The organism is Bartonella melophagi K-2C, from assembly GCF_000278255.1.
GTDB lineage: Bacteria > Pseudomonadota > Alphaproteobacteria > Rhizobiales > Rhizobiaceae > Bartonella > Bartonella melophagi.
This window is the reverse complement of record NZ_JH725081.1, coordinates 94,289-117,327: the sequence shown is the minus strand read 5'-3', so window position 1 is coordinate 117,327 and position 23,039 is coordinate 94,289. Positions and strand designations below refer to the sequence as shown.

Genomic DNA, 23,039 nt, shown 5'->3' with positions numbered 1-23,039 from the left:
TAGAGACCTTTTTTATATATTTTTATTATGAAAGGCTATTTTTGATAAAATCAAGAATTTATATTTTATCTTCCTCATTTTTCTGAATGTCAACCTTACTTGAATATAAATGTAATGCAGTTTATATTGCGTCAATAAGTATAAACGATTTAGGATTTATGAAGAAAAATAGTTCGTGAGAGAGTTGTGAATTATTATTCCTTACCTGAATTAGAAAAACATTTACGTCAAAATGGTTTGCGGCCAACACGCCAACGATTAGAGCTCGCCAAAATGATTTTTTCTCAAGGCAATCGCCATATTGCGGCTGAAGAGCTTTATGAAGAAGCGGTTAAATCAAATGTTCTTGTATCTTTAGCGACAGTTTATAATACACTTCATCAATTTACGGAAGCTGGTTTATTACGAATTATTGCTGTAGAAGGTTCAAAAACTTGGTTTGATACGAATACATCTGATCATTATCATTTCTATATTGAGGGTGAGAATCGTATTCTTGATATTCCTTGTAGTTTAAAAGGGTCTCCTATCATTGAAAATTTGCCTCAACCACCGGAAGGGATGGAAATTTCGCATGTTGATTTAATCATTCGATTAAGACCTAAAACTTAGTTGATATTAGGAATTAAACAGTTTGATACATGAAAATTAAGTACAGAAGCTGGAAAATCATTAATTTTTGATTTTTTCACCAGGATAAATTCCCCATAGTTGGGTTTGATGAAGCCATCCACGAGTGTTACGAATATCTAGTTCACACCAATGCCCGTCACATTGACGGATATTCCCGATAATATTGGGTTCTACTTCTGCTAAAAGTTTTGCATTATCTGTTGGGGTTTGGCGTACCATAAGTCTTTTTGTTTTATCTTTTTGCCACGGAATAGTTATAGCAGTTCGTTTTCCCGATAAAAGCGATTGATAGACCCATCCTTCGTCTCCTTCAGCATCACGAATTTTGCGCCATTGGTCATATTCTTGAATAATTTCAATAGGTAAGCCCTGCTTTTGATAGGTGTAGATAATAGGATAATTACTTCCCGGTCCCACGCGTACATTAACACGTGCAGGCTTAATCGAAGCAAATCGTGGAAGTGGTAAACCACTTGGACCCAAATTTTGATTGGGTGCTTGTGCATGCGAAAGAACAAGAGAACCAAATAAAAATTCTCCTGTTATTAATACACATGATAGGAATATTGAAAATCGAAACCAGATGGAATTTTTCACTTTTCAACCTTTTTCTTATTCTACGCTTTTTGTATGTTTGTAATCTAACATTTGAAAAATAGGCCCGACACCCATTTAATATAGCATATGTTTAGTTAAAGAGGTTTAAATTAATTAAGCAATTGTGATAAAATTTATGAAAAGTACTAAAAACATTTGAAAATATAGATGTACTGTAAGCACAGATTCATCATAATGTTAAAGTGAATTTTCTTCTTTTAATAGAACAATATATAGACGAACTTTTTGGCATTCATTTGATTAAATGATACAATTTATAATACACAATAATAAAAGTTATTTTATAACGCTTTAGTGCTTATGTGTAAGCTATCTTATGAGGGGAATACGTGCAAAATTATAAACGAAATATTTTAGTTGAAGTACGTAAATGAAAAGCCTTATAGCAGGGGGTAAACTTTATATGTTTAAAAAAGTAAGTGTGGAATTCAGCTTTGCATTAATGAGTATATAAAATCAAATTATTATTTTTACATATGATAATAATAATTGCGTTGTTGTATTTTTAAACTCTTCCTTATATGAGAGAACGTATATTATATTTCTGGATTGGTCGACGTTTTGCTATGAGATACTGATTTTTCTTAGCAAAATATGCGATAGCTTCTTCTAATGGTTCGATCATAACATCCATAGATTTGCCATTTGCGTGAATGATATTTTTGTGATCGACCATAATAGCAACATGGCCTTTCCAAAAAATTAAATCACCCCGTTGAAGATTTTCATCGTCTGTCAATTGTTTTCCTATGGTTTTCTGTTGCATATCGGTATCTCGTAAAACCATTTGACCGGCCATCATCATGGAAAGCTGGAGCAGTCCCGAGCAATCAATACCAAAACCACTGACACCACCCCAAAGGTAAGGTGTGCCAACAAAAGTTTGCGCAACTGTAACATAATCTTCATAGATATATTCAATGGGCTTAAGGTGACAAGAAACAATAGCTTTTCCATTTTCAAGGATAGAATACATTGTATTTCGTGTCTCAATTTCATCAACGACACTTACTTTGCTTCCCATGGATAAGGCACTTTCTATTGGTCCACGTAAGTCAGCTTGTAAATATTGAAAGGTACGCGGCACTGAAACGATATGAGTTTGTTTTATAGTTGGTGTACAAAGAATTTTTGTATCAATATAACCCACATAGTTGTCTTTGAGTGATTGCCCCCATGACATGGTTTCTCCTCGTTCAAAGATTAAAAGTTCTTCTCCAAAAAGGCATTCAGTTTGCCTTTCACTTTTTTGACTTTTATCTTTAAACAAACCAGCAACTGCTGTATTAACGCGTTTTTTTTCTCCTTGAATAGGGCGTTGAGCTGTTATTTCTTTTATAATGTGCTGATCTGCAAGATCATTTCTGAATGGATATAATCGTGGATCTTTATGTATCATCTATGTTAACTTTGGTCTTTAAAAAGATGATAAAGGGCGCGAATAACTTGTGCACTACCACCAGTAGGATAACCTGGTTTTTCTTTTGGTATCCACCCATACAGATCAAAATGAGCAAAGTGTTGGGTTTTTTCAACAAAAGAGTTGAGAAACAAGGCAGCAGTTATAGAGCCAGCGAAGTTATCCCGAGTTGCATTATTGAGATCAGCAATCGGTGATGATAATTTTTTCTTATAAGGTTGCCAGAGTGGCATTTGCCAAAGAGGATCACTAACACAGTTGGCAGCTTGAGAAATTTTTTGTGCCCATGATGAGTCATTACAATAAAATGCAGGAAGATCTGGACCTAATGCTATGCGAGCAGCTCCTGTTAAACTAGCCATACAAAGCATGAATTGAGGTTTGTTTTCATCACCATAAGTTAATGCATCGGCAAGAATAAGTCGGCCTTCAGCGTCTGTATTGCCAATTTCAACACTTAGTCCTTTTCGACTTTTTAAAATGTCACCTGGCCGAAAGGCGTTACCCGAAACTGCGTTTTCAACGGCTGGAATCAGAACCTGTAAACGGAAGGGTAATTGTGCATCCATAATAAGCTTAGCTAAGCCTAAGACATGTGCACTACCACTCATATCTTTTTTCATTAACAGCATGTTGTTGGCTGATTTAATGTCTAATCCCCCAGTATCAAAGGTCACGCCTTTGCCAACTAATGTTATTTTAGGGTGATTTTCCTGCCCCCATTGTAGTTCAATAAGTCGTGGTGCAATATTGCTTGCCCGTCCTACGGCGTGAATCATTGGAAAGTTTTGTGTAAGGAGTTCATTTCCGCAAATGCTTTTGACGTGAGCATTATAAATTTGTCCTAGTTGGTGGGTTGTAGTCTCCAAAGTATCAGGGGTCATGTCATTGGCTGGAGTATTGATAAGATCACGAACAAAAAAGACTGTCTTATAAATTCTTTTAAGTTCATTAAAATCAATTGTGTTATGAACATGAATCGATAATGATTTGGAAGAAGGATTTTGGAGATAGCGGTTAAATTGATAGCTTCCTAATGCTAATCCTAAATAAGTATTTATTTCGCTTACGGCTGATCCTTGTAGATGCCAATGGCCGGTGGGCAGATGTTTGGCAAGAAGCCCTGTGATAAAAGGTTCTTCACCATTGCCAATTCCAAATAAAACCTTTTTTAATTGTCCTGTTTCATGAGGAACAAATAATATTTGCCCTGCTTTTCCAGTAAAATTATTGACTTTCATCCATTTGGTTGTTGATGCATCAAAAGGTAAGTCAGCACAATTTTTTTGGCACACTAAAATAATAGGACAGCTATTGTCGGCACGTGTTGAAGTGAAATTAATTTGGTGTTGAAGCATATCTATTTGATCCTTATAGTTTTCGAAGTGCGACATATTCGACTAAATGGTTTCTTCCTTTCCGTAGAATAAGGTTAGCCCGTGGCCGTGTTGGCAATATATTTTCCTGTAAATTTTTTAAGTTAATCGTACGCCAAAGATTTTCAGCAATTTTAAAGGCTTCTTTTTCACTTAAGAGCGCATAACGATGAAAATAAGATTCAGGATTCTGAAACGCTGTTTTACGTAAACGCTTGAAACGATCTAGATACCAATGGCGAATCATTTTTGTTTCAGCGTCTACATAGATTGAAAAATCGAAAAAATCTGAAACAAAAGGCATAATTTTTTTATCATTGAGAAAATTACTGACCTGAAGCACATTAATACCTTCAACGATTAAAATATCAGGGCGGTCAATGATAGCTTCTTTATTTTCTAAAACATCGTAGGTCATATGTGAATAAAGCGGCACGCTAACATTACCAATACCAGCTTTTATAGCAGAAAGAAAGCTCAGCAATTTTTTAATATCATAAGAATCAGGAAAACCTTTACGATTCATACGATTTTTCTTCTGTAACACGGCATTAGGATAGAGAAAGCCATCAGTTGTTACTAGGTCGACTTTAAAGCTAGATGTCCAGCGCTTCAAAAGTTCTTGAAGGATGCGTGCAATGGTTGATTTTCCTACTGCAACAGAACCGGAAATTCCAATAATAAAAGGAGTTTTTATTGTGTCTTCTTGGTACAAAAATTGTTGTCGTTTTTGGAAGAGTTTTTGCACTGCTTCAACGTGGCATGATAACAAACGCGACAACGAGAGATAAATGCGTTGTACTTCTTCAAGATCAATAGGATCGCCAATTGATCGTAGACGCTTAATTTCATCAAAGGTTAAAGTAAGTGGTGTATCTGCACGAAACTGTGACCATTCTTGTGCAGTAAAGACACTATAAGGAGAATAGGGGCCAGAAATGTAATCGATCAGATCATCTCCTTGATTGGTTTTTGACAGATTGATATCAATCATTTTTTACCAGCCAAGGATTTTTGCTGGATTGCTTTTTTTGCAATAGCAATACTTGAGTATGAAAAGATAGGGCTCTTTATTGTCAGAAAGATTTTATTGTGCATATTCTCTTTATTTAAGATAATCAACGGGTTTGCTCAACTTATAGTCCAATCATTCCAATACATATTAATTTGTTCTCGTGATAGACCTTGTGCCAAAAAAGCCCATAAAAGTAAACGTGCTTTCACTGCGGATAAATAACCTGACATCAAGGCGCCAGAAGCGATCATATCGATTTCTGAACCTTTATAACCATAGGTTGTTTTAGTTGTTGAGCCATTATAAGAACGGCTTGCGATAATGATTGGAATTTTCTTGGCGTATTGTCGTACAATGTCTGCTTCTTGAAAAGAGCAATGCCCCGCACCAAAACCAGCTATAACAAGTCCTGCATAATGTCCACTTTCAAGACAGAATTTCATTAAGTTTGTATCAGATGAAAGAGAGGAGTACAAGAGTGCAACTTGGTGATTATCATGTTGGGGGAACATAAAAGTTGTAGGGAAAAAATTTCGATCATTGAAATAAATAAGTTTTCCTTCCAAAATGGTCCCTAAAGCGCCTGCTAAATCTGACTGAAATGTTTCAAGCTTGACAGTATGACTTTTCTGCACCCAGTAGGGTGAATGAATAGTGTCGTTAATCACAACCAAGACACCTCTGTTACGACTTTGTTGATCAGCAGCAACACTGGTTGCAGCTAAAAGATTAGCCGGCCCATCAGCACCTGCATTACAGGGCAGACGCATAGCGCCAGTTATAACAAGTGGTTCAACTTTATTCCAGTAAAGGGAAAGAAAAAAAGCTGTTTCTTCTAGTGTATCAGTACCTTGTGTTAAAACAATACCATCGGCACCGGCTGCGATTTGTTGTGTTGCCCATTTTATTGTTTCAAAAAGAATTTTAAAAGATAAAGATCCGCTTGGTAATTGTGTTAATGTTTGAACATAAATATCGGCAATATTTTTTAAATCAGGAACACTTTTTATGAGGATATCTGAAGTTAAAGTTGGTTGCATTTTTCCAAAACTATCGGGCGCCATTGCGATAGTGCCACCCAATGTTCCTATGGCTATTTTTTTCATAGTCTGCCCTTTAGAAAATGCAGATTACATGTGAAAGTTATTTAACAACAATTTAAGTTGGCAGCAACGGTATCATTTTCTTATTTAAATAATTGAGTTAAGCTCAGTCGTTGTGTTTTGCAATATATGTTCTTAAATAAAGAGATAGATAGTTGAATTTTATGTCTGATAAAGGGAAGCAATATTAAGGAGTTTTCTTAATGACAGAACATAAGTCTGATAGAATGTATGGTACAACTATTGTTACTGTACGAAAGGGTGATAAAGTAGTTATGGCTGGTGATGGTCAGGTTTCACTTGGGCAAACCATTATGAAAGGTAATGCACGTAAAGTGCGTCGTCTTGGGAAGGGTGGAACGGTTATTGCTGGTTTTGCAGGTGCTACAGCGGATGCTTTCACATTGTTAGAAAGATTGGAAATTAAGCTTGAACAGTATCCTGATCAGCTTATGCGTGCGTGTGTAGAGCTCGCAAAAGACTGGCGAACTGACCGTTATTTGCGTCGTCTTGAAGCAATGATGCTGGTAGCTGATAAAAAAGTAACTTTGGCTTTAACAGGTCTTGGAGATGTATTAGAACCAGAAGATGGAATCATGGCAATTGGTTCTGGGGGCAATTTTGCTTTATCGGCTGCGCGGGCACTCATAGATACGGATTTGGATGCAAAAGCTATTGCGTGTAAGGCGATGAGCATTGCTGCTGAAATTTGTGTTTATACCAATGGCAATTTCACGATTGAAACATTGGATACAGAATTATAATTCTTTAGAGAAAGCTATTTGAATGTGTGTTGTATTTTCTCCTCGCGAAACTGTTTCTGAACTTGATCGTTTTATTATTGGTCAAAAAGACGCTAAACGTTCTGTTGCTATTGCCTTGCGTAATCGGTGGCGTCGGCAACAACTTGAAGGACAAATGCGTGAAGAAGTTATGCCGAAAAATATTTTAATGATAGGGCCGACAGGCGTCGGTAAAACAGGAATAGCACGCCGATTGGCAAAACTTGCTGGTGCGCCTTTTGTTAAAGTAGAAGCTACTAAATTTACCGAAGTTGGTTATGTTGGGCGTGATGTTGAACAAATTATTCGTGATCTTGTTGAAATAGCAATTTCTCTTGTACGCGAAAAAAAGCGAGATGAAGTAAAAGCTAAAGCTCATATGAATGCTGAAGAGCGGGTTTTGGATGCTCTTGTTGGTAAAACGGCAAGTCCTGCTACACGTGATAATTTTCGTAAAAAATTACGTGAAGGTGAATTAGATGAAAAAGAAATTGAGATTGAGGTAACCGATAATAGTAGTAGTGGTACTCCCACCTTTGATATTCCTGGTATACCTGGTACACAAATGGGCATTATGAATTTATCAGATATTTTTGGCAAAATGGGGACTCGTACAAAAATCCGCAAAACAACTGTGAAGGACGCTTTTAAACCATTAATCGATGATGAATCTGAAAAACTTCTTGATCAGGATCAAATTATTCAAGAAGCATTGCGTGTGGCTGAAAATGATGGAATTGTTTTCATTGATGAGATTGATAAGATTGCGACCAGAGATGGTGGAGCAGGCACTACTGTTTCACGTGAAGGGGTTCAGCGGGATCTTTTGCCTTTAGTTGAAGGTACAACAGTTGCTACTAAATATGGGCAAATAAAAACGGATCATATCCTTTTTATTGCTTCTGGTGCGTTTCACGTATCCAAGCCATCTGATTTGTTGCCAGAGCTTCAAGGTCGTTTGCCTATACGCGTAGAGTTAAATGCTTTAACGAGGGAAGATTTACGACGTATTCTTACTGAACCTGAAGCAAGTTTGATTAAGCAATATATTGCTTTAATGGCAACAGAAGAGGTTCATTTAGAAATTACAGATGATGCAATTGATGCTTTAGCTGATATTGCTGTCGATTTAAACGCAAGGATTGAAAATATTGGGGCACGTCGCTTGCAAACAGTAATGGAACGTGTTCTAGATGAAATTTCTTTTACAGCACCTGATAAAGCGGGTACTTCATTTAAAGTTGATGCTGCTTATGTCAAACAATCTATAGGCGATTTGGCGGCTGATGTCGATCTTTCACGTTTTATTCTTTAGGACTATCGTTTGTTATCATCTTTTGGTATGATTCGATAACTTTAAAACTGTGTGCTTTTTATATATCAGAATTTTGTGAAAGAGTTTTTTACGCTCTTTCACAAGAGTAGATAGTGGTTAGCAACAGTAAAATAAGTTTCTTCCTTATTTGAAGGGTTTTATAGGTATTGATAATCGCAATACTTTCTTTCTTAAGATGAAGATATTTATGTTTTGTTGTGTGAGAGCATAGGTTTGAAATGATTGTATCGTAAAAATCTGTGATAAGCTCGTAAACAAGATCGTTCTAATAAAAAACCATGAAAATAATGGCTTATTAATTATTACACATGTTTTTGGTTACTTTCAGAGCACTATGATTGATTTCATAAAGATTGAGTACAGCTAGTTTTATTTATTTTTTAGATGTTTGCATAAAAAAAACTTAACTAGCTATTCAATAAAAATTTTTCAAGAAATATAAAAAAATATAACAGATTCTAGAACAGTAGTGAGTATGAAAACATGCCAGAAATGTTATGAAATTTATTTTCAAAATTGAATGGTGGTGAACAAAACAATAAAATATTGTACCTACCTATTCTAGATTGTGATACTTAAAACCAGAGTACAAAGCTGTGATTTTGGATTATTTATCACAAATATAATTTATCTATTTCATTGGTAGATTTTAAGAAATTTAGTTACTAAGACGATTATAATTTAAAAGTTTGTATTTATTATTCATTGAGTATCTTAATTAAATCAAAAAACAATCAATATTAATTTGGGTTAAGTTGAAGAAAATCATATTTTTCAAGATAACGACAGTGACACATTGGGTTCTTTAAAAAAAAATGCTATCCTAACATGAGGATAGCATTTTTTTCATGATAATAAGAAAAGCTTAATTTTCTTTTTTCTTACTGCGGCGTTTTCGTTCAGTGTTACTTTTTTTATCAGAACTATTTTCTTTTTCTGTCTTTATTGAATCATCGAAAACAGTTTCTTTCCCGGTTTGTTGATCAACAACTTTCATCGACAATCGGATTTTACCGCGTTCATCAAAGCCCATTAATTTAACCCAAACTTTATCACCCTCTTTAACGATATCAGTTGTTTTTTGTACGCGTTCTGATGCCAGTTGGGAAATATGGACGAGTCCATCGCGTGAGCCAAAAAAGTTCACAAATGCACCAAATTCTGCAGTTTTTACAACTGTTCCTTGATAAATGGCACCAGTTTCGGGCTCATCAACAATCGAATGAATCCAACGTTTTGCTGCCTCAATGGCTTTAGCATCGGTAGAAGCAATCTTAATTGCCCCATTATCTTCAATATTAATTTTCGCTCCAGTTTGTTCAACGATTTCCCGAATTACTTTTCCACCAGAACCAATAACATCACGAATTTTATCTACAGGAATATTTATCATTTCTATACGTGGAGAAAACACGCTTAGTTCATCACGTGCACTGGTTAAGGCTTTTGACATTTCATTGAGAATATGGATTCGACCGTCTTTGGCTTGCTCAAGTGCTATTTTCATAATTTCTTCGGTAATACCATCAATTTTAATGTCCATTTGCAAAGATGTGATACCATTTTTTGTACCTGCTACTTTGAAGTCCATATCACCAAGATGATCTTCATCGCCTAAAATGTCAGATAAAATAGCAAAACGTTCACCTTCTTTAATCAGCCCCATCGCAATACCCGCAACAGGGCGAGCCAAAGGAACACCTGCATCCATAAGCGCAAGTGAAGTTCCACAAACAGTTGCCATTGAAGACGATCCATTAGATTCAGTAATTTCCGATACAGCACGAATAGTATAAGGGAAAGAGTCTTTTGTCGGCAATATTGGGTGAATAGCACGCCATGCCAATTTACCATGACCAATTTCTCGACGACCAGGAGAACTAATACGTCCTGTTTCACCTACTGAAAAAGGTGGAAAATTGTAATGGAGTAAGAATGTTTCTTTATACGTTCCTGTTAATGAGTCAATATATTGTTCGTCTTCACTCGTTCCCAAGGTTGCGATAACAAGTGCTTGTGTTTCGCCACGGGTAAACAGCGCTGATCCGTGTGCACGAGGTAAAATACCAACTTCTGATTGGATTGAACGTACAGTTGAAAGAGTGCGTCCATCAATGCGTTTTCCAGTATCAAGAATATTTTGGCGAACAATTTTAGCCCGTAAATGCTTGAAAACAGTGGCAATTTTATCAGCATTAAATTCACAATTTCCCTCTGTTTCCGACATAAATTTGTCGACAACTTCTGCTTTAATAGCGTCAATTGCAGCGTGACGTTCTTGTTTATCGGTGATTGTATAAGCTTTTTGGAGGTCTTTTTCGACCATTTCAAGCATAGTTGTTTCAAGGTCAGATAAATCTTCTGGAATAAAATCGCGCGGTTCTTTTGCAGCAACTTCGGCAAGTTTAATGATGGCGTCAATAACTGGTTGAAAACCTTTTTGGCCAAATATAACAGCACCAAGCATAACATCTTCAGGTAATTCTTGTGCTTCTGATTCAACCATTAACACGGCATTTTCTGTTCCAGCGACGACAAGATCAAGTTTTGATTCGGGCATTTCATCAATATGAGGATTAAGAACATATTGCCCATTACAATAACCAACGCGAGCACCAGCAATAGGACCTACAAAAGGAATGCCTGATAAAGTTAATGCAGCAGAGGATGCAATCATAGCAAGAATATCAGGATTGTTTTCTAAATCATGCTGTATAACAGAGACAATGACTTGAGTGTCATTCTTATAACCGTCGACAAAAAGAGGACGAATCGGGCGATCAATCAAACGTGAAATCAATATTTCATTTTCACTCGGCCGACTTTCGCGTTTGAAATAACCGCCTGGTATTTTACCGACAGCATAGGTTTTTTCTTGATAATTGACGGTTAATGGAAAAAAATCTTGATCTGGTTTTGGATTTTTTGCTGAAACGACGGTTGCCAAGACGATGGTTTCACCGTAGGTTGCAATAACTGCACCATCAGCTTGACGTGCAATTTTTCCTGTTTCGAGGATGAGTGGCCGACCGGCCCATTCAATTTCTACCTTATAGGTTTTAAACATTTTTTATCCTTAATGGCCAGTGTTCACGTTCTAGTTTTGTATGTTTACTTTTAAATACGGGCAAGACAACAAGATGCTTCTGTTTTTTTCGCAAAGATAAGAATAAATCACAATTGAGATATGAAGCAACTGGCAATCCTGCCTTATGAAAATTTTTTATCAATTTTGAAGATGAAAGCAGTAAGCTAACATAAATGGATGTTTTTTTAAAAAACGTCCATTTACTTTGTTTTAGCGACGCAAACCTAGTTTTCCGATCAATACCTGATAGCGATCTTGGTCAATTTCTTTAAGGTAATCAAGAAGACGACGGCGTTTAGAAACCATCTTTAAAAGGCCACGACGAGAATGATTATCCTTTTTGTGAGATTTAAAATGATTAGTTAAATTGGAAATACGTTCAGAAAGAACAGCAACTTGCACTTCTGGCGAGCCTGTATCACCGGTTTTAGTTGCATATTCTGTGATGAGAGCGTGTTTACGTTCAGCTGTAATCGACATCATATCATCCTTTCAAAAAATGAGGAAACAACAGTCACCCATAGCCGAGATGTCGTCCAGCGAGGGTCTGTGAAAAAAACAAGAAGAACAAAAATTCTTACTTACTTTGGCATTTATATAAGAAAGAAGAACAAAATACTAGCCCTTGAAAGTATATTGAAGATCTTCTGTAGAAATAAAGTTGTTTAGTTTAAGGCTATTTTATGAAATATGGCATATCTATTTAAGAGAAAGATTGCAGCTTTGCGCAATGTGTTTATGGTAAAAAGAAGATTAGACTGCCGATTTGGAGACAAAAGATGCAGAAAGTTTCAACGTTAGAGCTTTTTCGAAATTCAATGTTTCGAAATTTATGGTCAGCGACTCTCATTTTTAATTTAGGAGTTGTTATACAAGTTGTAGGGGCAAGCTGGTTGATGACTTTGATTAGTTCGTCACATTTCATGGTTGGGCTTGTTCAAGGTGCTACAGTATTACCGCTTGTTGTTTTTTCTCTGATGGCGGGAGCATTAGCCGATAATTTTAATCGGCGTCAGATTATGTTATTTGCACAAATAGTTATGATAATTGTATCAATTAATTTGACTGTTTTATCCTATTTAGGATTGATAACGCCTTGGCTTTTACTGTGCTTTACATTTTTGATTGGGTGTGGGCTTGCTTTTCATAATCCTGCTTGGCAAGCAACAATGGGGGATATTGTAAGTAGAGAAAATATCCCTACTGCTGTTACTCTAAATAGTATTGGCTTTAATTTAATGCGCAGTATAGGTCCTGCTATCGGAGGAGTCGTCATTGCTACTCTAGGTGGGACGGTTGCTTTTTTATTGAATGCTATGAGTTATATTCCTTTAACGAGTGCTTTATTTTTATGGAAACCAAACTATAAGACCACTACATTACCATTGCCGCGAGAGAAATTTTTAGGGGCTATAGCAGATGGTTTGCGTTATGTTGTGATGTCGCCTAATCTTTTAAACGTTATGGCCAGAGCATTTCTTTTTGGTATCGGGACGATTTCGGTTTCTGCTCTGTTACCAATTGTTGCATGTGACATTCTTGGGGGAGGAGCCCTTCTCTACGGTACGTTACTTGGTTGTTTTGGTATAGGTGCGATTACAGCTGGCTTTGTTAATTCGTATATACGACATTGTTTTAGTTCAGAAACGATTGTTGCAACTTCATTTATTGGCTTTTCTTTTGTTTGCTTTGTTTTAGCAGTGAGTCGTTCAATTATTGTAAGCCATCTTGTTTTATTTCCTGCTGGTTTATTCTGGGTTTTAGCGTTGTCGCTGTTTAATACATCTGTACAACTTTCCACACCACGCTGGGTTGTTGCACGTGCTTTAGCACTTTATCAAACTGCATCTTATGGTGGTATGGCAGTTGGTAGTGTGATCTGGGGTGTATTTGCTGATGCTTATTCTCCAACAGTGGCTTTGAGTGTTTCTGCTCTCTTCTTAATTTTAGGGGCTCTTGCGGGTATAAAGTTTAAAATTCAAGAAATTCCTCAGATAAATTTTGATCCACTTGATCAATTTAAAGAACCACAACTTTTGCTTGACTTAGAAGCACGCAGTGGCCCTATCATGATTATGATTGATTATCAAATCAATGAAAATGATCTTAAAGAATTTCTTGAAGTTATGGTACGTCGTCGTCATATTCGTCGACGTGATGGTGCTCGCCAATGGGCCCTTGTACGTAACCTTGAAAAACCTGGCTATTGGACAGAAGTTTATCATATGCCAACATGGGTGGATTATTTACGTCATAATTATCGGGCTATAAAAGCAGATGCAGAAGTAAATAAACATCTTAGTCGATTAAATTGTGCACCTGATGGTATAAGAGTACATCGTATGATTGAGTGGCAAACAGTACCACAGGCTGATGAGGTATATTTGAAGCCTTCTACAGAGCAATGATCTTAATAGAACAGCTTGGATATAAAGTGGTAAAATGGATCAATTATTCTTAATAAGTGTAGGAAAATACTTTGTTCCATAAAGAAGTTATCGCAGGCAGAAAGAAGTTCATCTATTTGTGAAAATACGTTTTGGTTTGAATTGGTTTTTTTCAATAGTACCTACAGCGAGAAGTTGGTCTTTGTAGATTATACAAACATCATTTTCATCAACGGATGTATTTTGATTACGTAAGAGTACTGGATTGCCCGTTTTTAAATGCTGCATTTGATTTTCGCTTATAGTGTAATGAGGTAGATGAACTAATGCAGCCTTTGTCTCAGTTAGGAGTTTATCAAGTATAGAGAAATCCCGTTTGGGAAATGCATAATTTTTTCCTTTTTCATCTTTATGTGTTACGGCTGCCTCTAATTTATTCCATGGAATGAGATCATTTTCATTAAAAGGAGCTACTGCGACACGGCGTAAATCAGCAATATATCCATAACAACCAAGATCACGTCCCATATCGCGTGCTAAGGAGCGTACATATGTTCCTTTTCCGCATGTTATTTCAAAAATGGAATGTCCTTGTGTGGTGGTTCCAGTAAGTTTGAGAGATTCAATTTTCACTTCGCGGGGTGGAATTTCAACAATTTCACCTGCACGGGCTAGATCATAAGCACGATTGCCGGCAATTTTGATTGCAGAAAATTTTGGAGGTGTTTGTAAAATAACACCTGTATATTTGGGTAAAAGGGTAAGGATATCTTCTTGTGTTGGACGTTGAGTCGCTGTTTTAATTACTTCACCTTCGAGATCATCTGTTGAGCGCTCTTCTCCCCAAGCTACGTGAAAGTGATAGTTTTTTATACCTTCCATAACATAGGGAATAGCTTTGGTTGCTTCACCTAATGCAATAGGTAACATACCAGAAGCAAGTGGATCAAGTGTGCCTGCATGCCCTGCTTTTTGTGCATTAAAGAGCCATTTGATTTGTGAGACAGCTTCTGTTGATCTCATTCCTTTTGGTTTATCAAGAATTATCCAACCAGAGATAGAACGACCTTTTTTTTTGCGTTGTTGTGCCATGCTCTTTTAATTTTCAGGCTCGTTATTACGCAGAAGATCGCGTGCTACTGCAGGTGAATGGAGTAGAGCATCAATTTTTGAAAAATTATCAAAACTACTATCAAACCGAAAACGCAATTCAGGCATGTATTTCATTTGTCGCAATTGATGGCTAATTTCTTTACGGATAAAACGACTATGTTTATTCAAGACTTCTATAATAGCAGTATGAGAAATATCGTGAACAGTACTGAGCGGAGAAACAAAGCAAGTGGCAATTTTCAGATCTGCTGACATACGTACTTCAGAGATAGAAATAACAACATCTTTTAAGACATTATCAAGTAAAATATCTCGTTGCAGTATATGAGCTAACACGTGGCGAACTTGTTCTCCCACTCTTAATTGCCGTTGTGATGAGCTTGTGTTTTTCATTGAACTCATAACCTTTATTACAATTTCTCTTCTCTTTACTTTTTTAAAAAATTAAAAAGGAAAGAGGCACTATCCATTAACCCAATAATTTTTCTTATTTAATAAAGAGGAAAGTTATCATGTGATTTTATAATGTGCGATTAATGTGCTCGACTCGGAAAATTTCAATAATATCGCCTATACGTGTATCTTCATAATTTTCAAATGCTATCCCACATTCTTGGCTAACTTGCACTTCATTGACTTCATCTTTGAAACGTTTAAGTGTTTTAAGTTTTCCTTCATGAATAACAATATTATCTCGAATGAGGCGAACACTTGCTCCTCGTTCTATTTTACCTTCTGTAACTCGACAGCCAGCAACTTTTCCAATTTTTGTAATGTTAAAGACTTCCAAAATTTCAGCATTACCAAGAAATGTTTCACGTTTTTCTGGTGAAAGTAATCCTGACATAGCTGCTTTAACATCATCAACGAGATCGTAAATGATGTTATAATAGCGAATTTCAATTCCTTGAACCGCCGCTAGATCACGCACTTGTTTATTAGCTCGGACATTAAAACCAATAACAGCAGAATTAGATGCTGCAGCAAGAGAAATATCACTTTCAGTGATTCCTCCAGTACCAGAGTGAACAATACGTGCACATACTTCCTCATTTCCTAGCTTTTCTAATACTGATGCAATCGCTTCAATAGATCCCCGAACATCTCCTTTAATAATAAGCGGAAATTCTTTTATACCAGTGGTTTGCAGTTTTGTCATCATTTGTTCAAGAGAACCACGAGAACCAGCTTTTCGTGCTACAGCTTTGTCACGTGCTAATCGTTGACGATATTCAGAAATTTCACGCGCTTTTTCTTCATTCACTACAACAGCAAAACGGTCACCAGCTTGCGGTGTACCTTGCATACCTAAAATTTCAACCGGTGTAGAAGGACCTGCTTCTTTAATATGGTTACCATGATCATCAATCAAGGCACGAACACGGCCCCATTCATTACCTGCTACGATAATATTGGAAAGATGCAATGCACCTTTTTGGACAAGAACAGTTGCAATAGACCCACGTCCTCGATCAAGTTTTGCTTCAATAACAATACCTTCTGCAGTTCGTTCTGGATCTGCTTTCAGGTCAAGAATTTCAGCTTGAAGAAGAATAGCTTCTAGAAGTTTATCAAGATTTTGACCAGTTTTAGCAGAAATCTCAACCTCTAAAGTTTCCCCACCCATGGATTCTACGAAAACTTCGTGTTGCATAAGTTCTGTGCGCACTTTTTGTGCATCAGCAGTTGGTTTATCAGTTTTGTTAATGGCAACAATAATAGGTACACCAGCAGCTTTTGCATGATTGATTGATTCAATTGTTTGCGGCATAACACTATCATCTGCAGCGATTACTAGAATAGCAATGTCAGTGATTTGAGCACCTCGAGCACGCATGGCTGTAAAGGCAGAGTGTCCGGGTGTATCGATAAAGGTAATCTTCTGACCATTTTGTTCAATTTGATAAGCACCAATATGTTGCGTAATACTACCTGCTTCATTAGATGCAACATTGGCTTTGCGAATAGCATCGAGCAAAGACGTTTTTCCGTGATCGACATGGCCCATAATTGTTACCACTGGTGGACGTTGCCGCATTTTTTGAGGGTCATCAGCTATATTAAAGATACCTTCTTCTACATCCGATTCTGAGACACATTTAACTGTATGACCGAATTCAATAGCAATAAGCTCAGCAGTATCTACATCAATAACATCGCCAGGCTTCATCATTTGGCCTTGTTTCATCAAAAATTTAATAACGTCAACGGAGCGTTCAGCCATACGTTGTGCAAGTTCTTGGATGGTAATAGTTTCAGGCAGAATAACTTCACGAGAAATTTTTTCCCGTGGTTCTTGGCTTTGAGCGCGTTTAAATTTTTCTTGTCTGCGGCGCATTGCAGCCATTGAACGGCCACGTGCACTGCCTTCTTCATCTAAGGCACTATTAAGGGTAAGTTTTCCGCGGCGGCGTTCATCAGCTCCTTTTACAGCTTTAGGTGCACGTATTTCTGATTTGGAAAGATTAGCGCGACGATTACGCTTTTCTTCGTCTTCATTGTCATCTATGGCACGTTTTTCGATTGAAGCTGTATTTTTAAACGGGGCAGCTACCTTTACTGATTCTATTGGTTCTGTTAGAGAGACTGCAGGAGAGAAAATTTGAGTTTGTGCTACAGTGTGTTGATTGTCTTGCTGTTTTGTTTTTTCTTGAGCAGCTTGTAGACGCAAGCTTTCTTCACGTTCTTTGACACGTCTTTCTTTTTCTTCAGCTTGTTGACGCGTTATCTGTTCTTGGATTTTTGCTTCTTCTAAAGCACGAAATCTTGCTTCTATTTCAGCTGATGAAAGATTACTTTGAGCCACAGTTTTTTGGGCTATAGGTTTACGAGTTGCTTTTTCTTCAAACCGCGGTTTGGAACGCGGTTGAGCCACATGCGGTTTAGTAATTGACAATGATGTTTCAACTTTTTCATCAGGACGTGTAATTTTACGTCGTTTAGTTTCGACAACTACAGCTTTTGTACGGCCATGACTAAAATTTTGTTTGACCATACTAGTTTCCAGCCCTGTTCGTTTGAGGGTCAGCGTCTTTTTAGCTGTTATCTTGTCATTATTATTTTCACTCATTGTATTTCCTTCACGGCTTTTGCCGTCATCTCACAAGGCTTATTGTGTTTCTCGTTACGATAGGCGATTAATTTGTTTATCGTTTTGCTAAAACCCTCTGCAGATTTTGTATTCAATAAGGCTGCATGTATCACAAGATTAGCTCCAAAAGCCACACTCATTTCATCGCTTGTAAATAAAGATAAGACGTTTATATCCTGATTCGTTTTCTGTTGTATTGCATAGATTGCTTGTAGAATTTTCCGTTTACCACCTTCCGTAGCTTCTTTTGCATGAAGCACGAGAGCAACCTGACCAGAGCGAATAGCAGAATCAACTTTGGTTAAACCTGTAACAACAGCACCTGCTTTTCGCGCCATAGAAAGGCTCCCAAGGGCAGATTTTAGGAGGAGTTTATCCACAATATTAGCAAGATTTGAAGCAACCTCCACATCTGTTTTAAGATTTTTGCTAAAAGCTTTACGTTTAATTGCTTCTTCAATGGTATTATAATGAGCAGAGACCCAAATACCACGCCCAGGCAAATTAGCTTTAAGATCGGGGATAATTTGATTGTTTGGACCAACGACAAAGCGGATCAACGCTGTTGTTGAAGCGCTCTTCTTTGTCACAATACAGGTCCGCTCATTCATTTAAAGTGTGTCTCCTATTTAAAGTGTATCTTCATCCACGTTATCTGTTTTCTCATTTTCTGTAGAATTTTCTGCGACACAATCAGTTTGGCATATCCAACCTGCTTGCACTCGTGCAGCTAAAATCATAGCTTCTGCATCAGTACGTGTAATATCAAATGGGGTTAAGATACCAGAGAAGTTCTGAACTTGACCTCCTTTACGTTCTCGCCAGCCAATTAAGTCGTCCACTGCATAACCTGCAAAATCGTCTATTGTTTTAATACCATCTTCGCCAATAGCAACCAACATCGCGTTTGTCATGCCAGGAAGTGATCGCAATTCATCAGCAACACCGAGTTTTTTACGTTTTTCATCTAATTCTTTTTCTTTGCGTTCTAGATATTCGTGTGCACGGCTTTGAATTTCTGAAGCAGTTTCATTATCAAAACCATCAATAGAAGCGATTTCTTCAAGATCAACATAGGCAATTTCTTCAATTGAAGCAAAACCTTCTGATGCCATAACTTGTCCGACCATTTCGTCAACATCTAAGGATTCCATGAAAAGCTTACTGCGTTCATTAAATTCTTTTTGACGATTTTCGGATTCTTCTTGTTCTGTTAAGATATCAATGCTCCACCCTGTTAATTGCGAGGCTAAACGAACATTTTGCCCACGTCGCCCAATAGCGAGACTGAGTTGGTCATCAGGAACAACAACCTCAATACGTTCCGCATCTTCATCAAGAACGACTTTTGAAACTTCAGCAGGTTGTAGTGCATTAACAATAAATGTTGCAGCATCAGGTGACCAAGGAATAATATCAATTTTTTCTCCTTGCAATTCCGCAACAACAGCTTGAACTCGACTTCCTCGCATTCCAACGCACGCTCCAACAGGATCAATTGAGCCATCACGTGAAACGACAGCAATTTTAGCACGCGAACCTGGATCACGTGCAACGGATTTAATTTCTATAATACCATCATAAATTTCTGGCACTTCCATGGTAAAAAGTTTTGCCATAAATTGAGGGTGCGTACGCGAAAGGAAAATTTGCGGCCCCCGCTGTTCACGATGTACATCATTAACAAAGGCACGAATCCGATCTCCATAATGAAAGGACTCACGCGGAATTAGCTCATCACGTCGTATTATAGCTTCTCCGCGCCCTAGATCGACAATAACATTACCATATTCTACACGCTTGACTGTACCAGAAATTATTTCACCAACTTTATTTTTAAATTCTTCAAATTGCTGGTCACGTTCCGCATCACGCACTTTTTGGACAATAACCTGTTTGGCAGATTGTGCTGCAATGCGCCCAAAATCCATAGGAGGTAAAGGGTCACAGAAAAAATCACCAATTTTTATATCGACTTGATGTTTTAAGGCGTCAGATAAAGCGATTTCATTTGTATAATCTTCAACGATATCAACAACTTGAAGTAAACGCTGCAATTTGATTTCACCGGTTTTAGAATTAATTTCAGCACGGATATTGGTTTCTTGACCATAACGTGAACGTGCTGCTTTCTGTATAGCATCGGCCATTGCAGAAATGACAATTTCACGGTCAATTGACTTTTCGCGTGCAACAGCATCTGCGATTTGCAGAAGTTCAAGCCTGTTAGCGCTTATAGCCATAGATTTTCTCCTTTTTATACCATCCAAGCGGAATGATCCTAATTAATATTAATTTTGACAGTTTGTTTTCTCGGTTAAAGTGTTGAGATTATCTTCAGGGATTAGCTGTTGACGTAACTCTTTACCTTTTTTCAGTGCGTCGCGAATAAGTTCATCAGTGAGCACTAGACGCGCATTCGTAACATCAGCGAAAGGAATCAAAACATCCGTTATTTCTCCATGAAAAGCTTTATCGGTATTTAAGGTAAAGCTATTTTGTGTAATATTTGTTAGTGTGCCACGAAATTTCTGGCGCCCATTAATAACAACACCAGTTTCAATTTTTGCAATATGTCCTTGCCACTTGAAAAAATCAGATTTTCTTACCAAGGGACGATCAATACCAGGAGATGAGATTTCCAAATGATATTTTCGTTCAATGACATTTTGCACATCAAGAAAAGGCGAAACAGTGCGGCTAATGATTTCGCAATCTTCTATTGTCATGGTGCCATCAGTGTGTTCAGCCATAATCTGAAGAGTTAAGCCATTTAAACCAGAGAATTTTACGCGAATTAAACGATAACTTAAAGGTTTGAGCAATGGTGAGACAAGAGCAGCCACACGCCCTTCTATGCCATCTTCTTCAAACAGACGCGGCTCATCAATGTTATTTATTGTTTCAGTTTCGTTTATATCATTCAAGTTGTTTTGACCCACTGATATTAAAAAAGAGCGGGTCCAAATAACCCACTCCTTATCAAAAGATTAAGAATTCGTTTCATTATATTCTTAAATTTAAAGTTTTTCAAGTCGTCCATGGTAAAGTGTTTTATCACCTATTTCCTAATAAAAGTAAGATAAGCAGGTGTTCTGCTTTCGCGCAAAGCTTTTGCTTCATAACGGGTGCTCTGCCATGACGGGTAGGGGGTTTTCCAGTCTTGAGGATTTTCTGCTTGCCATTCAAAACTGTTGTGTTGTGTACAGTGGTATAGGGTCCAATTGACGTAAGTATCTATATCGCTGGCAAAACGAAATTTTTTACCTATCTTAAGAACTCGAGCAAAACGATTAAGGTTTTTTGCATTGATAAATCGCCGTTTCCAATGCTTTTTTTTAGGCCATGGATCGGGATAAAAAAGATCTATTCCATCAAGAGATGCTGTTGGCAGCCAATCAAGAAGTTGTGTGGCATCATTATCATAAAGGCGAAGATGATTTTGATAATGTGTGTGTTTTTCAATATGGACTAATATTTTTGCTATACCATTAATAAAGGGTTCTACGCCGATAAAACCAGTTTGTGGAGAACGTTCCATTTCATAAATCAAATTTTCACCTCCACCAAAACCAATTTCAAGCCGGACTTCCTTTACTTGAGTAGCAAATAAAGATGTTAATTCTAAGGGTGCTAGTTTATTTAAATCAATGTTAAGAGTAGGGAGAAGCGTTTTTATACACGCAAGTTGATTGTTTCGTAGCCGTTTCCCTTGTCGGCGACCAAAAAAGGCTTCGCTCATACGTGTTTTATGTGCAATCATGGTACTTTAATCATTGATTTAAGCGTTGCAATTAGATCAGTTTTTTCCCATGAAAATGAACCATCATGTTCTGGTTTGCGCCCAAAATGGCCATAAGCAGCTGTTTTGGAGTAAATAGGTTTGTTAAGATCAAGGTGTTTTCGGATGCCTGTTGGTGAAAGATCCATTACTTTGCGGATTGCGGTTTCAATAGTATTTTCATCTACTTTTCCTGTTCCGTGAAGGTTAAGGTAAATAGATAAAGGTTGTGCAACGCCAATTGCATAAGAAAGTTGAATAGTGCACCGTTCCGCTAAATCAGCTGCAACAATATTCTTAGCTAGATAGCGTGCAGCATATGCTGCAGAACGGTCAACTTTTGTTGTATCTTTACCTGAAAATGCCCCTCCACCATGGGGTGCTGCACCACCATAAGTATCAACAATGATTTTGCGTCCTGTTAACCCTGCATCACTTTGAGGGCCACCAATAACAAATTTGCCTGTTGGGTTAACATACCAACTGCATTCATCAGAAATAGGAATATCACGTAAAGCTTGGCGAATATAAGGCTCAACCACTGTTTGTACTTTATTTGAATCCCAATTTTCATCTAAATGTTGTGTTGAAAGAACAATAGACGTTACCTCTATAGGTTTTCCATTTTTATATCGTATTGTTATTTGACTTTTAGCATCTGGCCCTAGTTTTCCAGCTTCTCCTTCTTTTTTATGGCGCGCTATGGCAAGAAGCTCTAAAATTTTGTGCGCATAATAGATTGGTGCAGGCATAAAGTCTGGTGTTTCACGGCAAGCATATCCAAACATAATACCTTGATCGCCTGCTCCCTCTTGGCCTTGACGATCAGTTGCATTATCAACCACTTGTGCAATATCAGCCGATTGTTGACGCAAAAGAACATCAATTTTAACAGTTTTCCAATGAAAACCTACCTGTTCATAACCAATTGCACGAATAGCTTGACGTGCAACTTTACGAAAATAGGTAGGATTGATGATAGGAGAACCAGTTTTATCATAAATAAGTTCTCCATTTTTATTTCTTTTTAAGAGTGTATCAGGAACACGTACCTCACCAGCAATAACTACGCGATTTATGCTTACTAAAGTTTCACAAGCGATTCGCATTAACCATGGATCAGTTCCAGTTTTCTGCGCTTCTTTATAAACCATATCAACGATTTCATCTGAAATGCGATCACAGATTTTGTCAGGATGCCCTTCGGATACTGATTCACTAGTGAAAAAATAATTTTGATACGGCATAAAAACTCCCTCAAAAAAGAAAACCGGCACTTTATTATTATTTAAAGTT

At 37.3% G+C, this 23,039-nt stretch carries 18 protein-coding genes and 1 pseudogene; 4 read left to right on the top strand and 15 right to left on the bottom strand.

The genetic code is table 11. From position 1 onward, the window contains the following. Positions 1-168: 168 nt before the first annotated feature. A complete protein-coding gene (irrA, locus tag ME3_RS00480; RefSeq protein WP_198002712.1) occupies positions 169-612 on the top strand; it encodes an iron response transcriptional regulator IrrA in 444 nt (147 codons plus the stop codon). Between the two features lie 60 nt (positions 613-672). Here the strand turns inward: irrA and ME3_RS00475 are convergent, their stop codons facing one another. From ME3_RS00475 to ME3_RS00455, 5 genes are all read right to left on the bottom strand, one after another. Next, a complete protein-coding gene (locus tag ME3_RS00475; protein ID WP_007476095.1) occupies positions 673-1,230 on the bottom strand; it encodes an SH3 domain-containing protein in 558 nt (185 codons plus the stop codon). Between the two features lie 538 nt (positions 1,231-1,768). Continuing rightward, positions 1,769-2,650, bottom strand: a complete 882-nt coding sequence (locus tag ME3_RS00470) for a C40 family peptidase (RefSeq protein WP_007476094.1) — start codon at positions 2,648-2,650, stop codon at positions 1,769-1,771. A gap of 5 nt (positions 2,651-2,655) precedes the next feature. Continuing rightward, complete coding sequence (locus ME3_RS00465; protein ID WP_007476092.1) at positions 2,656-4,029, bottom strand: leucyl aminopeptidase family protein; 1,374 nt, start codon at positions 4,027-4,029, stop codon at positions 2,656-2,658. Positions 4,030-4,042: 13 nt separating this feature from the next. Then, positions 4,043-5,041 (bottom strand): type I pantothenate kinase, encoded by a 999-nt coding sequence (gene coaA, locus ME3_RS00460; protein WP_007476090.1) that lies wholly within the window; start codon positions 5,039-5,041, stop codon positions 4,043-4,045. Positions 5,042-5,178: 137 nt separating this feature from the next. Then, the gene (locus tag ME3_RS00455) at positions 5,179-6,168 is read right to left on the bottom strand and encodes an asparaginase (protein WP_007476088.1); all 990 of its coding nucleotides are present in this window, start codon (positions 6,166-6,168) and stop codon (positions 5,179-5,181) included. A 200-nt stretch (positions 6,169-6,368) separates the two neighbouring features. Between ME3_RS00455 and hslV the strand changes: the two are divergent. Both hslV and hslU read left to right on the top strand, forming a co-directional pair. Beyond that, a pseudogene (gene hslV, locus ME3_RS00450) lies at positions 6,369-6,951 on the top strand (ATP-dependent protease subunit HslV). Then, positions 6,952-8,262 (top strand): ATP-dependent protease ATPase subunit HslU, encoded by a 1,311-nt coding sequence (gene hslU, locus ME3_RS00445; RefSeq protein ID WP_007476083.1) that lies wholly within the window; start codon positions 6,952-6,954, stop codon positions 8,260-8,262. Between the two features lie 886 nt (positions 8,263-9,148). Here hslU and pnp read toward each other — a convergent pair. Both pnp and rpsO read right to left on the bottom strand, forming a co-directional pair. Beyond that, positions 9,149-11,350, bottom strand: coding sequence for a polyribonucleotide nucleotidyltransferase (gene pnp / locus ME3_RS00440; RefSeq protein WP_007476081.1), 2,202 nt, complete (start codon positions 11,348-11,350; stop codon positions 9,149-9,151). 231 nt (positions 11,351-11,581) lie between these two features. Continuing rightward, positions 11,582-11,851, bottom strand: a complete 270-nt coding sequence (gene rpsO, locus ME3_RS00435) for a 30S ribosomal protein S15 (protein ID WP_007476079.1) — start codon at positions 11,849-11,851, stop codon at positions 11,582-11,584. Between the two features lie 299 nt (positions 11,852-12,150). Here rpsO and ME3_RS00430 point away from each other — a divergent pair, with 299 nt between their 5' ends. Further along, positions 12,151-13,779, top strand: coding sequence for an MFS transporter (locus tag ME3_RS00430; protein ID WP_007476078.1), 1,629 nt, complete (start codon positions 12,151-12,153; stop codon positions 13,777-13,779). 108 nt (positions 13,780-13,887) lie between these two features. Here ME3_RS00430 and truB read toward each other — a convergent pair whose 3' ends face one another. From truB to metK, 8 genes are all read right to left on the bottom strand, one after another. Continuing rightward, entirely contained in the window at positions 13,888-14,850 is a 963-nt protein-coding gene (gene truB / locus ME3_RS00425) for a tRNA pseudouridine(55) synthase TruB (RefSeq protein ID WP_007476077.1), read from the bottom strand. 6 nt (positions 14,851-14,856) lie between these two features. Beyond that, a complete protein-coding gene (gene rbfA / locus ME3_RS00420; protein WP_007476076.1) occupies positions 14,857-15,264 on the bottom strand; it encodes a 30S ribosome-binding factor RbfA in 408 nt (135 codons plus the stop codon). Between the two features lie 127 nt (positions 15,265-15,391). After that, on the bottom strand, positions 15,392-17,941 hold the full coding sequence (infB, locus tag ME3_RS00415; RefSeq protein WP_007476075.1) for a translation initiation factor IF-2: 2,550 nt from the start codon (positions 17,939-17,941) through the stop codon (positions 15,392-15,394). Further along, positions 17,938-18,573 carry an RNA-binding protein gene (locus tag ME3_RS00410; RefSeq protein ID WP_007476074.1) on the bottom strand — a complete coding sequence of 212 codons (636 nt, stop codon included), beginning with the start codon at positions 18,571-18,573 and terminating at the stop codon, positions 17,938-17,940. Before ME3_RS00410 ends, infB begins: the two co-directional genes overlap by 4 nt. A gap of 18 nt (positions 18,574-18,591) precedes the next feature. Beyond that, the gene (gene nusA, locus ME3_RS00405) at positions 18,592-20,205 is read right to left on the bottom strand and encodes a transcription termination factor NusA (RefSeq protein ID WP_007476073.1); all 1,614 of its coding nucleotides are present in this window, start codon (positions 20,203-20,205) and stop codon (positions 18,592-18,594) included. A 48-nt stretch (positions 20,206-20,253) separates the two neighbouring features. Then, positions 20,254-20,880 (bottom strand): ribosome maturation factor RimP, encoded by a 627-nt coding sequence (gene rimP / locus ME3_RS00400; RefSeq protein WP_039952416.1) that lies wholly within the window; start codon positions 20,878-20,880, stop codon positions 20,254-20,256. 143 nt (positions 20,881-21,023) lie between these two features. Further along, positions 21,024-21,725, bottom strand: coding sequence for a tRNA (guanine(46)-N(7))-methyltransferase TrmB (locus ME3_RS00395; protein WP_007476070.1), 702 nt, complete (start codon positions 21,723-21,725; stop codon positions 21,024-21,026). Then, positions 21,722-22,990 (bottom strand): methionine adenosyltransferase, encoded by a 1,269-nt coding sequence (gene metK / locus ME3_RS00390; protein WP_007476068.1) that lies wholly within the window; start codon positions 22,988-22,990, stop codon positions 21,722-21,724. Before metK ends, ME3_RS00395 begins: the two co-directional genes overlap by 4 nt. Between the last annotated feature and the right edge of the window lie 49 nt (positions 22,991-23,039).

Bases quoted from the DNA above. Each gene is read 5' to 3' on its own strand.
- ME3_RS00470 (WP_007476094.1), bottom strand. From the start codon at position 2,650: ATGATACATAAAGATCCACGATTATATCCATTCAGAAATGATCTTGCA.
- ME3_RS00465 (WP_007476092.1), bottom strand. From the start codon at position 4,029: ATGCTTCAACACCAAATTAATTTCACTTCAACACGTGCCGACAATAGC.
- coaA (WP_007476090.1), bottom strand. From the start codon at position 5,041: ATGATTGATATCAATCTGTCAAAAACCAATCAAGGAGATGATCTGATC.
- ME3_RS00455 (WP_007476088.1), bottom strand. From the start codon at position 6,168: ATGAAAAAAATAGCCATAGGAACATTGGGTGGCACTATCGCAATGGCG.
- hslU (WP_007476083.1), top strand. From the start codon at position 6,952: ATGTGTGTTGTATTTTCTCCTCGCGAAACTGTTTCTGAACTTGATCGT.
- pnp (WP_007476081.1), bottom strand. From the start codon at position 11,350: ATGTTTAAAACCTATAAGGTAGAAATTGAATGGGCCGGTCGGCCACTC.
- rpsO (WP_007476079.1), bottom strand. From the start codon at position 11,851: ATGTCGATTACAGCTGAACGTAAACACGCTCTCATCACAGAATATGCA.
- ME3_RS00430 (WP_007476078.1), top strand. From the start codon at position 12,151: ATGCAGAAAGTTTCAACGTTAGAGCTTTTTCGAAATTCAATGTTTCGA.
- truB (WP_007476077.1), bottom strand. From the start codon at position 14,850: ATGGCACAACAACGCAAAAAAAAAGGTCGTTCTATCTCTGGTTGGATA.
- rbfA (WP_007476076.1), bottom strand. From the start codon at position 15,264: ATGAAAAACACAAGCTCATCACAACGGCAATTAAGAGTGGGAGAACAA.
- infB (WP_007476075.1), bottom strand. From the start codon at position 17,941: ATGAGTGAAAATAATAATGACAAGATAACAGCTAAAAAGACGCTGACC.
- ME3_RS00410 (WP_007476074.1), bottom strand. From the start codon at position 18,573: ATGAATGAGCGGACCTGTATTGTGACAAAGAAGAGCGCTTCAACAACA.
- nusA (WP_007476073.1), bottom strand. From the start codon at position 20,205: ATGGCTATAAGCGCTAACAGGCTTGAACTTCTGCAAATCGCAGATGCT.
- ME3_RS00395 (WP_007476070.1), bottom strand. From the start codon at position 21,725: ATGATTGCACATAAAACACGTATGAGCGAAGCCTTTTTTGGTCGCCGA.
- metK (WP_007476068.1), bottom strand. From the start codon at position 22,990: ATGCCGTATCAAAATTATTTTTTCACTAGTGAATCAGTATCCGAAGGG.